The following is a 12,981-nucleotide window of genomic DNA, read 5'->3' as shown; positions in this document are numbered from 1 at the left end:
TGCATCCAAGGAGTTGTGCCCATGGCCAACCAACTGAAGAAATTCCTGGCCGATGAAAGCGGTGTGACCGCCATCGAATACGGCATTCTCGCCGCCGCCATGGCCGCAGCCATTGGCGTGATCTTCGGCTCGGACGGTGTGTTCGTCACCGCTCTCAAGGAGCGTTTCTCGTCGATCGCCGACCAGATCACCAATACCAACAATCCCGGCAGCAGCAAGTAAGCATCCAGGCTGGAGCACCCCATGGACACGGATACCTTCAGCCTTTTGGTCCTGCTGCCGGCGCTGGCTTTCGTCTGCGCCTCGGACCTGCTCTACCGGCGCATACACAACCTGCTGATTCTGGTGTTGCTGGCACTGTGGCTGATATTGCCGGTCTGCGCGCCGTTCGGTTTCGGCCCCTGGGGCGACCTGAGCGGCGGCGAACTGCTGGAGCGCATCGCCCGCAACCTGCTGGGTGCCACGCTGGTGATGCTGGTGGGCTACGGCCTGTTCTGTCTCGGTCGAGTCGGTGCGGGGGACGTCAAGCTGATGGCAGTCATCTGCCTGTGGATGGGACAGGGCAATCAAGTGACCTTCCTCATCGTCACCGCATTGGCCGGTGGCCTGTTGGCACTGGCCCTGCCCTTGCTCGCGACGCTGGAGACCGCACTGGCGCAGGCCTGGCAACGTCTCGGCGCCAACTGTCCATCCCTGCAGATACCTACGCCAACGGTACTGACCGACGACAGGCCTGCCGGAATCCCGTACGGCCTGGCTATCGCGGCGGGTGCCCTCTACACGCTGTTAGGCCCCATTCACTACTGAGTGCACGGTTCAACCATGAAAACCCCTTCCGTCCTTCTTCTGGCCGGCACCCTGCTGGTTGCCGGTAGCGCTGCGCTGCTGGCTCGCGTACTGCTCACCCCACCACCGCCCCCTCCACAAGTGGTCGAGAGCAAGCCCGTGGAGCAGCCCAAGCCCAGCCACCCGGCAATTCTGGTCGCCAGCCGTGACCTGCGCCCAGGGGATTTCATCGACCCGTCGGCGCTGCGCTGGCAAGCCAGCGATACGGCCCATGACGATCGCCTGTATTTCGTCGAGGGGGGTGAAGAAAGCCGCCTGCTGACCGGTGCCAGCGTGCGCCAGCCGATTGCCGCCGGTGCCGCGCTGACCAGCAACCTGGTGGTCAAGGCCAACGAACCCGGCTTCATCGCGACCGTGGTCAAGCCAGGGATGCGTGCCATCGCCGTACCGACCAGCAACAGTGCCAGCCTGTACAGCATGCTCAGCCTGGGCGACCGCGTCGATGTGCTGGTCAACCTGCAGCGCGATCAGGAACAAGCCCAGGGCGACGCTCAGCAGACGCCGCGCCTGGCAGCACAGACCCTGCTGCAGGACGTGCGCGTGCTGTCGATCAACAACCGCGTGCGCAGCCCGCTGCAGCCGATGCCGGCGGCGGACGCCAAGGCTCAGAAAAAGGGCCCGGACGCCTACCCTGACTCCTACCCGGAAATCGTCACCCTGGAAGTCCCGCCCGTGTATGCCGAACGCCTGGCCCTGGCCAGCCAGATCGGCACCTTGCAACTGGTTCTGCGCAGCAGCCTGGAAGCCAGCGACGGTCAGGCCAAGCCAGGCACTGACCGGGTCACCACGCTGGCCCAAACCACCAGCGTCTACAAGGCGTCGGCGCAAACCTCTACACCGAACGTGCAGACCTTCCGTGGCGATGCAGCCACCGCCGTGCAATTTGGCTCCCGGTGAGCCGGCCAACCGAGATACCGAGAATGAAGTTCGCGTATACCCCTCTCGCCCTGTCCCTGACCTGTTTGCTCGCCGCCGGCAGTCTCGCCTCCGGGTTCGCACAAGCGCAAACACAGGAAGAACTCGATCTGCCGGTTGCAGAGCCGGCCGATTACAACCCGGATCTGGATCTGCAGTTCGCCCGCGAGTACTACGCGCAGAATGGCATGGCCAGCCCCGCCGAGGCGGCAAGCCCCACGCCAAAACCTGCTCCACGCCCGGTGCGCAAGCAACTTGTGCAGGTCGACGAAACCGAAACCGTGCAACTGATGCTCAACCAGGGCCGCCTGCTGCAACTGCCACGCGCCGCCGCCACCGTGATGGTGGCCAACCCCGAAATCGCCAGCTATCAGGTGCCGACGCCGGGTAGCGTCTTCGTGTTCGCCAAGGCCCCCGGTACCACCACGCTCTACGCGCTGGATGGCAACGATGAAGTGATTTCCGCCATCCGCCTGGTAGCCAGCCAGGATATGGCAGCACTGGGCCGCCTGGGCGACCAGATCGCCCACGAGATTCCCGGCGCCAAGGTCGAGTTTCTGCCGTCCGGCAGCAGTCTGATCGTACGCGGCAGCGTACGTACCCCGCAGCAGGCCAAGCAGGTGATGGGCAGCGTGGAGGCCAACCTCGGCGCAGCATCCAGCAGCGCGGGCGGCAATGCCCGCGCACCGCAGGGCGGTCAGCAGGGGCAGACACCCGCACCCAGAGTGATCAACCAGCTAAAGGTCGAGCTCTCCGCCCAGGTCAACATCAGCGTGCGCATCGTCGAAGTCTCTCGCAGCCTGAGCACTTCGCTGGGGCTGAACTGGGACGTCGCGCTGAAAGACGGCAACTACTTCCTGCGCAACGGCGCGTCGCTGTTCGACGCGACCACTGGCGCCTTCAGCGGCGGCACGGCCACCAACGCGGTGGCCGGCGGCTTCCACCGCAACGGCTCGACCACCGTGGCCGGCCTGCTCACCGCTCTTTCCGAAGACGGCCTGGCTACGGTGCTGGCCGAGCCGAACCTGACCGCGATGTCCGGCGAAACCGCCGGTTTCGCTGCCGGTGGCGAGGTGCCGATCGTGACCTTCGTCAACAACAGCGTGAACATCGATTACAAACAGTACGGCGTGATCATGCGCATGACGCCAACCCTGCTGTCGCCCAAACGCATCAGCCTGCACGTGGCACCCGAGGTCAGCGACCTGTCCAACGACGGCGCGGTGGAGCTGGACGGTTTCACCATCCCGGCCTTCAAGGTGCGCCGCGCCGATACCACGGTGGAACTGGCCAGCGGCCAGAGTTTCGCCCTCGCCGGCATGCTGCGCAGCAACCTCGCGCAACAGATCAATGGCGTTCCCGGGCTGAAGAGCATTCCCGGCCTCGGCCGCCTGTTCGAGACCGAAACCAACACCCAGGAAGACACCGAACTGGTGATCATCGCCACCGCCTATGTGGTAGAGCCCACCGCTCCCGGCGATCTGCAAACACCTGGCCGCGGCATTCGTGCGCTGGATGCCCAGCTACCTGCCCAGGCCACCGCCGGCTATCTGTTCTGAGGAGCGTTACCATGCCCATTCGATCGCTGCTGCCGCTGCTGGCAGTTTCACTGCTGGTCTCCGGCTGTGACCGGCACATCAACCAACTGCGCGAACAACGCCTGGCCCCGTACGAAACCGCGCCACAGGCCAGCGTCGCCCCCTCCGCGCTGGTCGCCTCACTGCAGGCCAGTGGCAACGGCAGCTTCACGGCCGAGTCACTGGACAACCTCAACACCCTCCTGCGCGCCCAGGGCCGGCTGTCACAGCAGACGCTGACCCTGCAGCCCTATACCCCGAGCGGCGAGCGCCTGGCTCAGCGGCTGGCCAGCGTACTGCGCGAACAGGGCGCGCCCGCGCAGCAGGTGATCGTCATGCCGTCGCGCCTGGAAGCGGCCAATGGTGGTGACTGGGATCTGCAGGTGGTCTCCGAAGCCCTGGTCGTGACAGTGCCGGACTGCAGCATCGCCAACCAGAAAGCCTGGACGGTCAAACCCTACGAGGCCGTTGGCCCGCTGGGCTGCGCCACCCGCGCCAACCTCGCCCGCATGGTCTCGGACCCACGTGACCTGATGCGTCCTCAGGCGCTGGATGCCGGCGACGGCATGGCTGCCGTGAATGCGGTTGGCCGTTACCACGACGACGATATCCGTGAACTGCTCGACATCGACTTCCAGGAAGACTGAGCCCCCGGGCCCGGCGCAGAGAGAATCGCGACATGAACGACACCTCGATCCAAAGCCAAGCCACGGCGAATCTCATGCTGTTCGCCGTCGACAGCGAACAGGCCGGGCATTACGGCGAACGCCTCGCCCGCCTCGGCCTCGGCGCCGAACAGGCGCGTACCGGAGGCCTGGCCGCCGCCATCGCCTGGAGTCGCGGCAACCCGTCACCGGAGCTTCTCGTCGTCGATCTGGATGACGATCCGCTGCCCCTGCAGTCACTGGCCGAACTGGCCGAAGTCTGCGACCCCGCCTGCCATATCGTCGCCCTGGGCAGCAAGCAGGACGTCGACCTGTACCGCAGCCTGCTGCACGGCGGCGTGTTCGATTACCTGGTCAAGCCGGTGCCGCTGGATCTGCTCGCCGCGACCCTGAACCGCGCCCGTACCCTCGGCCACAGTGACCCGCATGGTGTGCGCAGTGGTCGTACCATCGCCGTCACCGGCGCATCCGGCGGCTGCGGCACCAGCACGGTGGCCGCCGGCCTCGGCTTGCTGTTGTCGCAACAACGCCACACGGCCACTGCGATCGTCGACTTCGACCGCAGCAACGGCGATCAGAATCTGCTGCTCGGCTATGACGGCGAGGCCGGCCTGGCCGGCGCGCTGTCCAGCAGCGAGATCGACACCCGCCTGCTGCAACGGGCCATGGGACAAATCAACGAGCGCCTGCACCTGTTGGCCCAGACCCCCGTGCTGCGTGCCGATGCCGCGCTCGACCGCGAACACCTGCTGAACCTCGGCGGCAATCTCTGCCGTCTGTTCAACCAGGTGATCTGGGATCTGCCGGCCAGTCAGCCGCCAGGCAGCCTCGATGTGCTGGCCCACGCCCAGACGCGCATCGTGATCACCGACCTGAGCGTACAGGACGCTCGCAACCTGCATCGCCTGCTGCGCGAAATCGGTGACGAGAGCGACGGCCAGCAATTGCTGGTGGTCGCCAACGCCGCACGCGGCCATGCCTCGGCGGTCGTCGAGCGAGAGCAGTTCGAGGCGTTCATCGAGCGCCCCATCGACCTGCTGCTGCCCCATGCTGCTGGCGCTCTGGCCGGCAGCCTGCTGAGCGGGCCACTGAGGCTGGACGATGCAGCCGGGTTCAAGGATGCGCTGCTGGACCTGGCCGACCTCGCCACCGGTCATTCACCGAAACGCGCTGCCAGCGTCTCGGGCAGCCTGCTGGCACGCCTGCGCCAGGTCTTGAACCGTCAGCGCCCTGCGGCCTGAGAGGATACCGTCGATGCTTATCCGCCATCCCACCCGCAGCCGCGAAGCGCGCAAGACCACTGCGCCGCAAGCGACCCCCGAAGCAACCCAGGACGTGCGCGCCACCAGCGTGCAGCGCACTGCACAGGCACGCCCCACCGATAGCCTCGGAGCACAGAATCGCAGGCTGATTCGCGGCTACCTCTACGACCAGATCGACCCCCTCAAGGCGGCGGCCATGGGGCGCGACAAGTTGCGCGGGCAGATCGAGTCGATGATCCGCCGCATCTGCGACGACAATCGCCTGCAGCTGTCGCGCCAGGAAGAGGAAGCCATCGGCGAGGAAATGCTCAACGAGATGGTCGGTATCGGGCCCATCGAGCCGCTGCTGGCCGACGACTCGGTGAACGATATTCTGGTCAACGGCGCCGGCCAGGTGTTCGTCGAGCGCTTCGGCAAACTGGAACTGTCGTCGATCACTTTCGTCGACGAGGAACACGTCTTCAATACCGCCCAACGCATCGCTGCCGCCGTGGGCAGGCGCATCGACGAAAGCCATCCGATGGTCGATGCGCGCCTGGCCGACGGCAGCCGGGTCAACGTCATCACCTACCCACTGGCGATCGACGGCACGACCATTTCGATCCGCAAGTTCATGCGGCGCAACATGTCGCTGGAGATCCTCGCCGAACGCGGCGCGCTGTCCATGGAGATGGTCGAGGTGTTGCGCCGGGCGATGGTCGCCAAGCTCAACATCATCGTGTCTGGCGGCACCGGCGCGGGCAAGACCACGCTGCTCAACGCCCTGTCGCAGAAGATCAGCTTCGATGACCGCATCATCACCATCGAAGACGCCGCGGAACTGCAGCTGCAACAGATTCACGTGGTGCGCCTGGAGACCCGCCCGGTCAGCGCCGAAGGCACCGGCAAGGTCGACCAGCGCGATCTGGTACGCAACGCCCTGCGCATGCGCCCGGACCGCATCATTCTCGGCGAGGTGCGCGGCGGTGAGAGCTTCGACATGCTGCAGGCAATGAACACCGGCCACGACGGTTCGCTCTGCACGGTGCACGCCAACACCCCACGCGACGCCATCATGCGTATGGAAAACATGGTGATGATGGCCAGCATGCAGCTCCCTCTGGAGGCCATTCGCCGGCAGATCGCCAGTGCCGTGAACCTGATCGTGCAGGTCGAACGCATGCGTGACGGCGGTCGACGGATCGTCTCCATCACCGAGGTGTGCGGCATGGAAAACGACGTGATCCAGACTCAGGAATTGTTCGCCTTCAAGACCAGCAGCATCGATGCCCAGGGGCGCCTGGTCGGGCAGTACGTGGCCAGCGGGCAGCGCCCGCAGTTCTACGGCACCCACGCACACCTGTTCGAAGGCCAGCACTGATGGACGCCGTACTCGACCTGCTGACCCTGCTGGTATTCGTCGCCGTGATTCTCGCCGTGCTCGCGGCCCGCAGCCTGTCCCGACGCGGTCAGGGCGACAAGGCCGTGCACCTGCGCCTGTTGAAGCTCAAGGCGACGCTGGACGGCCAGGCTCGTCAGGACAGCAGCCTGCCGACGGTAGACGGCATTCTGCGCGACATGGAGCGCACGCCATTCGCCGACCTGCCCCTGCTCGGCCCGCATATCGCCCGTATCTGGCTCGGCCTCAGCGTGCTGGGCTGGCAGAAGAACCTCGGCATGCGCGTGACCCTGACCGCATTCGCCAGCTTGATGATCGGCGTGCTGCTCGGCCGCGAAACGCCCTTCCCCGTGCTCGGCAGCCTGCTGCTGGGCCTGTTCGCCTTCGCCGTACTGGCCCTGCTGGGGTACCGCAGCGGCATGGCCAAGCACCTGCACGAACTGAAGATGAGCCTGCCGGAAGCCATCGACGCGGTGACCCGTACCGCCCGTGCCGGGGTGCCGGTCAGCAATGCCTTCGCGCTGGTCGGACCAAACCTCACAGGCCCCCTGGCCCTGGAATTCGCCCTGATCGACAACTGGCTGCGCCTCGGCGTGCCGTTGCGCCAGGCCATGCAGGATTCGGCACGGCGCATTCCGCTCAACGAGTATCGGTTCTTCGCGGTGATCCTGATCATCAACCAGGAAGCCGGTGGCCGTCTTGGAGAAACCCTCGACCGCCTCTCCGCCACTTTGCGCGACCGCCAGGAACTGCACCTGAAGATCCAGGCCAAGACCTCCGAGGCACGTGCATCGGCAAAGATCGTCGCCTCACTGGTGCCCTTCGCGCTGGGCTACATGTACCTCAATTCGCCGAAGGACTTTCACTTCCTGCTCAACGACCCGACCGGCAATATCGTGCTCTTCTACGCCTTCGGTAGCGTCGCCCTGGGTCTGACGATCACCCAACTGATGGTTCGGAGGGTGTCATGACCAACTGGCCCGATGACCCGCTGACCAGCGTCGCCCTGGCCATTCTGCTCGCTGGCATCGGCCTGCTGCTGATCGCCCTGCACCAGCGTTCGAGACCGGCGGCACTGCGTGAACGGCTGTTGCCCGGCAGCCAGCGGAGCAGCCCTGCTCTGGGAGCGGCTCAAGTCAACGACATCTTGCGCCAGCAGGGCATGCAACTGCCGCCACGCCTGCAGGCCTTGTTGCTGCCGGTGGCGCGCGTGGGTGAAACGCTCGCCGGCACCGACCAGGATCGCCAGAAACTGCGGCGGCTGCTATCCATGGCCGGCCTGCGCAACCGCGAAGCGCTGGGCCTGCTGCTGGCCGGCAAATATGCACTGGGTCTGCTGCTGGCCGGTATCGTGCTGTTCGGTGTGCTCGAACCTGGTTCGCGGCTGGGCCTCAACGGCCTGGCAGGCGGTCTGATCGCGCTGTTCGTCGGTACCACCCTGCCGGAAGTCTGGCTCAAGCTGCGCAGCGCTCAGCGCGGCGAACGCCTGGAACGCAGCCTGCCGGACGGCCTCGATCTGATGGTGATCTGTGCCGAAGCCGGTCTGCCCCTCGGCCGTGTGCTGCAGGTGGTCTCCAAGGAGCTGACCCTCTCGGCCCCGGAGCTGGCCGACGAGCTGCGCTACACCTATGCCGAGCTGCAGATCCTCAGCGATCGCCCGCGCGCCTTGCTCAATCTCGCCGAACGCACGGGTGCCAAAGGTATCGAGAGCATGGTGGCGACCCTGATCCAGGCCGAACGCTACGGCACGCCGCTGTCTCAGGCGCTGCGCACCATTTCCGAGGAAAGCCGCAAGACCTTGATCCTCACGCTCGAAGAGCGCGCCGGCAAGCTGCCTGCCCAACTCAGCGTTCCGTTGATGACCCTGATCCTTCCCCCCATCGTGGCGATGATGGGTGCACCGGCCATGGTGCGCATCGTCCGCCTGCTCAGCCAATGAATCGAGACCTGCCATGCACCTGATCCGCCCTCTTCTGCTGCCTGCCCTGCTGGTCCTGGCACTCAGCGGCTGCGCCAGCATCGGCTTGCCGAACGCCAATCCCGCACTGGGCAAGGAAGCCAGGGAAGCCCTGCATCTCGCCCACACCCTGCGTGACAATGGCCGCCTGCAGGCGGCTCACGCGGTCTATGCGCGCATGGACGAACGCGGCCAGCTCGATGGCAGCTACCTGCTCGAATACGCCAGCGTCGCCAGTGCCGTGCGACCTGCGCAGGAAGCCCTGGCCTTGTACCTGCGCGCTCAGCTGGCGCTCGCCAGCGACAGCAGCCGCTTGCCGAACGAGCAGCGTCTGGCGCTGTGCAACGGCACGGGGCGCGCACGCCTGGCACTGGGTCAGGCCACCCAGGCAGAACGGGACTTCCGTTGCGCCCTGGAGGCCAGCCCCAACGATGCCACGGCCCTTAACGGCCTGGGCGTGGCGATGAACCTGCAAGGCCAGAACGATCAGGCGCGCCAACAATTCGAACTGGCCCTGCAAAACGCCCCTGGCTACAGCCCGGCGCTGAATAATCTGGCACTGTCCTGGCTGGCCAATGGCGACAGCAGCCGGGCCATTGGCCTGCTCAACGGCGCACGCGGCCAAGGCGATATTTCACTGCAGCTCAACCTCGCCCTGGCCTATGTGATTTCCGGCCATGACGACACCGCGAAACGGGTCCTGCTCGACAATCTGGAAGAGGAATACGCCACGCGGATTCTCGACGGCTTCCGCGCCGCCCGCGAACGCATTCAGGGTGGCGCGCCGCTGGCAAGCGAACTGCTGGCCGCCAGTCAGCAGCCTCTGTCACTCAAGGAGCAGGACTGAAGCCATGAATGCCAAGGCGTTGCTGCGCGAGCAGGATGGCGTCACCGCCGTGGAGACCGCGCTGATCCTGCCGGTCCTGCTGTTCGGTGTGATGATGATCTTCGAACTGGCGCGCATCGCGCTGATGATCGGCGTCGGCAGCCTGGCGCTGGAGCGCTCGCTACAGGATTTCCGCCAGGATCGCGCCTTCTACCAGCAGAGCCCGGAAACCCTTCAGGAGGCCATCGAGACCCGCCTGGTGGAAGGCTCCTATGGCCTGCTCGACCAGAGCGACCTGCAGGTCGAGCTGCTGGCCTTCGACAACCTGCGCCAGTTCGGCGGCGGCCAGCCCAATGCCGAGCTCGATGATGGGGACGCTTCGCCCCAAGTACTGAGCGTCACCGTCGATATGACCCAGCATTTCATCACCCCACTGCCGGCCCTGTTCGGCCTGGGTGACGCCTTTCAATATCAGTACCGCCAACTGCTGGGTAACCTGACCAGCGAGCGTGAAGCGGAGCAGCAAGAACGATGAGCAACAGCCTCAAGCGTCAGCGCGGCAATGCCCTGGTCGAAGGCGCCCTGAGCCTGCCATTGCTGATCGGCGCAGCCCTGTTGATCGGCGATCTGTACAACATCAACCTGGCTCGCGCCCACCTCGAACAATCGGCCCATGGCATCGCCAGCACGCTGGCCATGCAGAACCGTCTTGATCAGGACGGCCTGCAGGCACTTATCGATCAGGTCGCTGCGCCGGATATCCTGGGCGATTACGAACTGTTGATCAGCAAGGTGAACCTCGACCGCAGCATGACCTGGCGCCCACTGCGACGGGGCAATCTCGAAGGGCTGTGCGCCGAGAACTCGGAAGGCGAGCGCTACACGGGCGAACTCCCCGAGGAGATAGAACGGACAGCGGCAGAAAGCGAAGAGACCGCGGCCAGCAGCGCGTCGATACTGGTCGTGCAGCTCTGTCGCAACAGTGACAACCTGGCACTGAGCAATGGCCTGCTGCTGGACAAGGACATGCAGGCCATCGCCTTTGGGCGAATGGTCTACAGCGAAGTCGCACTGGACCGGCTGCTGAGCGAGGAAGTCGGCGTGGATTATCAGGACTGAGACGCCCCCACCGCAAACATGAAGCCCTCTTAACTTGATGGCCAGCGGCACGTCTCTTTAACTGCGCGCTCTCCAGAACGGATTCTCGCCATGACCGCCAACACCTCCCGGGATGCTTCCGACGCCAGCCGGCAGCCGCCGATGAGTCGCATCAAACGCATGGCCTATCTGCTGCTCGCTTACCTAAGCCTGAGCTGTGCGATTCTCGGCGTACTCCTCCCCGGCCTGCCAGCCACCGAGTTCGTGCTGCTGGCCGCCTGGGCGTCTGCCAAGGGCTCGCCTCGACTGCATCGCTGGCTGCTGCAACACCGCCTGTTCGGCGCCCTGCTGCGCGACTGGCAGGTCGGGGTGGTGGCACGTAGAACCAAATGGGCAGCGAGCCTGAGCATGCTGCTGTGCCTGGCCGTGCTGCTCTGGCATCAACCGCCGCTATGGCTACTGCTGACTGCCGGTGGCGGCATGTCATGCGGGGCACTGTGGCTGTGGTCACGTACGGAGCCACAACGCCCGCAGCAGGTCGTTCACGCAGAGCTGGAAAGCCACTGAGCCCCTGCATCACCTTCGAACGACCTCCTGACGCACGGGCCTGCAGTCCCACTGCACAGCGCTCATTAAGCATTCTTAATGAAGCGGCGATTGCCTGATATTGGGAATTATTCTTATCTTTATACCCATTCTGGCACCTCCCACCAGCATCGCCCACGGATCGCTCGCCTACCCTCCATGACAGCCGCCCACCTCTGCCTCAACTGCCCTCTCATCCTCAGCTGCACTCTGCGTGAGGATCGCCGCCCATGATGCGCCGCACGCAGCAGCGTGGCAGCGTCGCGCCCTTCATGGTGCTGGCCATCGGCGGCGCGCTGCTGGCCACCGCCTATGCGCTGGACACCAGCCGCATGACCAACAGCGCCAGCCAGATCAAACGCGCGACCGATGCTGCGGCGATGGCGGTGGGTAACGAGCGTCTGCTCAATGGTGAGCAACCCCTGGAAAAGCTGCAGCTGCTGGCCGAGGGCTACGTACTCAACAACCTCGGCATGGACAGCGCTCTGGGCGAACAGATCAGCAGCGAGGCCATCGTGCTGAGCCAGCAAACCGATGACCAGCAACGCACGCGCTACAGAGTCGAGGTGGTCTTCGAGGCCAGTCCGGAACTGCTCGGTGGCGAGGTGGAAGAGATCCGCGTGCACTCCACCGTCGAGGTGCAACCCAGCGGCCTTGAGGTCGCGCTAGCCTTACCCAACACGGGCTCGGAAAACGAAAGCAATCTGCGCGTACTGCGTCGCCAGAGCATGCGCTTCGCCCGAAAGCTGGTAGAGGGGCGCGACGATGCCTGGCTGGCACTGGTGCCTTACAGCCAGGCGGTCAACGTCTCGCCGGATTACACCAACCCGACGTCACGAACCCCACCTGGCCCCAGCGCCAACCATGCGCGACGCCTGAACGGTTGGGCAATGACCGGCGCCCTGCGCCCGGTGGAACTGACCACACTGTTCCGCACTGGCTACGCGGGTCTGCAGGATCGCCGCATTCCGGATCGCCGCGCCAATCTGCTGTGCATGTACCGCGGCCTGGGCCGTGGGCAGAACTACTTCTGGGATCGCGCGCCCATTGGACAATTCCGTATCTACTATCGCGATGACCTGCCAGAAAACGGCAGCCCCGGCGCCACGCCAATCAGCTGGATCGGCCCTCCGCCGCTGGATGGCCAAGCCACCGGCACCAACGATACCCGCTGGATGGTCGCCGACAAAGGCTGCCCCTCGGCCCCCCTGCTGCCACTGAGCAATGACCTCGACAAGATCGAAGAGCGCCTCGATCAGATGTCCACGCGTTTCAATGTCAATTACGCCATTGCCATGGGCTGGAGCGCCATGGCGCTGGCTCCAGCCTTCCGGGGCAGCAGCGGTTGGGATCTGCCGGACGAGCTGCCCAAGGACTTCAAGGACGATGGCGGCGACAGTTACAAGGCCATCGTCATGCTGGTCAACACCACCGGCCAGCGCTGGTTCGACAGCGATTCCTACAACGCCGAGACGGCCCAGGCCATCGATGGCGAGGCTGGCACTGACGGCGAAAACCAGAGTTTGAGAACACAGCGCTTCGCCCGGCTGTGCGACAGCTTTCGCCAACGCAAGCTGCGCTTCTTCATGATCGCGATCGGCCAGGACGAAATCGAGAACAACGACCTGGGCGCCGAAGGCACGCTGATCAACGGCGCCTCCGAGTTCCGCCGCCTTGCCGGCCCCGGCCTGGCCCGCTGCGCCGAACAGGCGGGCGACATCACCTACCTGCCCGGCTTCGACTTCACGACCGCCGAAGGCGGCATACAGGATCGCCTCGACAAGATTCTCGAAGAGATACGCAGGCAAGGCTCCTACGTCCGGCTGGTCGAGTAGCCCCGACTCTCATCCCACTCTTTCATTTTCACCGCCC

The 12,981-nt window shown here is 65.1% G+C and carries 14 protein-coding genes; all 14 read left to right on the top strand.

Annotation, left to right across the window (positions count from 1 at the left end):
• Positions 1–21 precede the first annotated feature (21 nt).
• The 14 genes from ACT9T4_RS19640 to ACT9T4_RS19575 all read left to right on the top strand — a co-directional run bounded on the left by ACT9T4_RS19640 (position 22) and on the right by ACT9T4_RS19575 (position 12,944).
• Entirely contained in the window at positions 22–222 is a 201-nt protein-coding gene (locus tag ACT9T4_RS19640; protein WP_042551910.1) for a Flp family type IVb pilin, read from the top strand.
• A gap of 21 nt (positions 223–243) precedes the next feature.
• Entirely contained in the window at positions 244–807 is a 564-nt protein-coding gene (locus ACT9T4_RS19635) for an A24 family peptidase (protein WP_042551911.1), read from the top strand.
• Between the two features lie 15 nt (positions 808–822).
• Entirely contained in the window at positions 823–1,743 is a 921-nt protein-coding gene (gene cpaB / locus ACT9T4_RS19630) for a Flp pilus assembly protein CpaB (protein ID WP_042551912.1), read from the top strand.
• Between the two features lie 23 nt (positions 1,744–1,766).
• A complete protein-coding gene (locus ACT9T4_RS19625; protein ID WP_499118568.1) occupies positions 1,767–3,320 on the top strand; it encodes a type II and III secretion system protein family protein in 1,554 nt (517 codons plus the stop codon).
• An 11-nt stretch (positions 3,321–3,331) separates the two neighbouring features.
• Entirely contained in the window at positions 3,332–3,985 is a 654-nt protein-coding gene (locus ACT9T4_RS19620) for a CpaD family pilus assembly lipoprotein (RefSeq protein WP_499118566.1), read from the top strand.
• 32 nt (positions 3,986–4,017) lie between these two features.
• Complete coding sequence (locus ACT9T4_RS19615; protein WP_499118564.1) at positions 4,018–5,244, top strand: CpaE/TadZ family protein; 1,227 nt, start codon at positions 4,018–4,020, stop codon at positions 5,242–5,244.
• Between the two features lie 13 nt (positions 5,245–5,257).
• Positions 5,258–6,625, top strand: coding sequence for a TadA family conjugal transfer-associated ATPase (locus ACT9T4_RS19610; RefSeq protein WP_499118562.1), 1,368 nt, complete (start codon positions 5,258–5,260; stop codon positions 6,623–6,625).
• Complete coding sequence (locus ACT9T4_RS19605) at positions 6,625–7,614, top strand: type II secretion system F family protein (RefSeq protein WP_042551916.1); 990 nt, start codon at positions 6,625–6,627, stop codon at positions 7,612–7,614. Before ACT9T4_RS19610 ends, ACT9T4_RS19605 begins: the two co-directional genes overlap by 1 nt.
• Positions 7,611–8,582 (top strand): type II secretion system F family protein, encoded by a 972-nt coding sequence (locus ACT9T4_RS19600; protein WP_499118560.1) that lies wholly within the window; start codon positions 7,611–7,613, stop codon positions 8,580–8,582. The genes ACT9T4_RS19605 and ACT9T4_RS19600 overlap by 4 nt, the downstream gene beginning before the upstream one ends.
• A gap of 13 nt (positions 8,583–8,595) precedes the next feature.
• Complete coding sequence (locus ACT9T4_RS19595) at positions 8,596–9,447, top strand: tetratricopeptide repeat protein (protein WP_499118558.1); 852 nt, start codon at positions 8,596–8,598, stop codon at positions 9,445–9,447.
• Between the two features lie 4 nt (positions 9,448–9,451).
• Entirely contained in the window at positions 9,452–9,961 is a 510-nt protein-coding gene (locus tag ACT9T4_RS19590) for a TadE/TadG family type IV pilus assembly protein (protein WP_042551919.1), read from the top strand.
• Complete coding sequence (locus ACT9T4_RS19585) at positions 9,958–10,545, top strand: TadE/TadG family type IV pilus assembly protein (protein WP_042551920.1); 588 nt, start codon at positions 9,958–9,960, stop codon at positions 10,543–10,545. The genes ACT9T4_RS19590 and ACT9T4_RS19585 overlap by 4 nt, the downstream gene beginning before the upstream one ends.
• Positions 10,546–10,635: 90 nt before the next feature.
• Positions 10,636–11,091, top strand: a complete 456-nt coding sequence (locus ACT9T4_RS19580; protein WP_042551921.1) for a YbaN family protein — start codon at positions 10,636–10,638, stop codon at positions 11,089–11,091.
• Positions 11,092–11,339: 248 nt separating this feature from the next.
• On the top strand, positions 11,340–12,944 hold the full coding sequence (locus ACT9T4_RS19575) for a Tad domain-containing protein (RefSeq protein ID WP_499118556.1): 1,605 nt from the start codon (positions 11,340–11,342) through the stop codon (positions 12,942–12,944).
• The last annotated feature ends 37 nt before the right edge of the window (positions 12,945–12,981 follow it).

This window comes from Pseudomonas sp. SZ40 (assembly GCF_052958135.1).
This window is presented reverse-complemented; position numbering and strand designations above follow the sequence as displayed.

What these genes read in the sequence shown, in the direction of transcription:
- ACT9T4_RS19640 (WP_042551910.1), top strand. Translation starts at nt 22, where the DNA reads ATGGCCAACCAACTGAAGAAATTCCTGGCCGATGAAAGCGGTGTGACC.
- ACT9T4_RS19635 (WP_042551911.1), top strand. Translation starts at nt 244, where the DNA reads ATGGACACGGATACCTTCAGCCTTTTGGTCCTGCTGCCGGCGCTGGCT.
- cpaB (WP_042551912.1), top strand. Translation starts at nt 823, where the DNA reads ATGAAAACCCCTTCCGTCCTTCTTCTGGCCGGCACCCTGCTGGTTGCC.
- ACT9T4_RS19625 (WP_499118568.1), top strand. Translation starts at nt 1,767, where the DNA reads ATGAAGTTCGCGTATACCCCTCTCGCCCTGTCCCTGACCTGTTTGCTC.
- ACT9T4_RS19620 (WP_499118566.1), top strand. Translation starts at nt 3,332, where the DNA reads ATGCCCATTCGATCGCTGCTGCCGCTGCTGGCAGTTTCACTGCTGGTC.
- ACT9T4_RS19615 (WP_499118564.1), top strand. Translation starts at nt 4,018, where the DNA reads ATGAACGACACCTCGATCCAAAGCCAAGCCACGGCGAATCTCATGCTG.
- ACT9T4_RS19610 (WP_499118562.1), top strand. Translation starts at nt 5,258, where the DNA reads ATGCTTATCCGCCATCCCACCCGCAGCCGCGAAGCGCGCAAGACCACT.
- ACT9T4_RS19605 (WP_042551916.1), top strand. Translation starts at nt 6,625, where the DNA reads ATGGACGCCGTACTCGACCTGCTGACCCTGCTGGTATTCGTCGCCGTG.
- ACT9T4_RS19600 (WP_499118560.1), top strand. Translation starts at nt 7,611, where the DNA reads ATGACCAACTGGCCCGATGACCCGCTGACCAGCGTCGCCCTGGCCATT.
- ACT9T4_RS19595 (WP_499118558.1), top strand. Translation starts at nt 8,596, where the DNA reads ATGCACCTGATCCGCCCTCTTCTGCTGCCTGCCCTGCTGGTCCTGGCA.
- ACT9T4_RS19590 (WP_042551919.1), top strand. Translation starts at nt 9,452, where the DNA reads ATGAATGCCAAGGCGTTGCTGCGCGAGCAGGATGGCGTCACCGCCGTG.
- ACT9T4_RS19585 (WP_042551920.1), top strand. Translation starts at nt 9,958, where the DNA reads ATGAGCAACAGCCTCAAGCGTCAGCGCGGCAATGCCCTGGTCGAAGGC.
- ACT9T4_RS19580 (WP_042551921.1), top strand. Translation starts at nt 10,636, where the DNA reads ATGACCGCCAACACCTCCCGGGATGCTTCCGACGCCAGCCGGCAGCCG.
- ACT9T4_RS19575 (WP_499118556.1), top strand. Translation starts at nt 11,340, where the DNA reads ATGATGCGCCGCACGCAGCAGCGTGGCAGCGTCGCGCCCTTCATGGTG.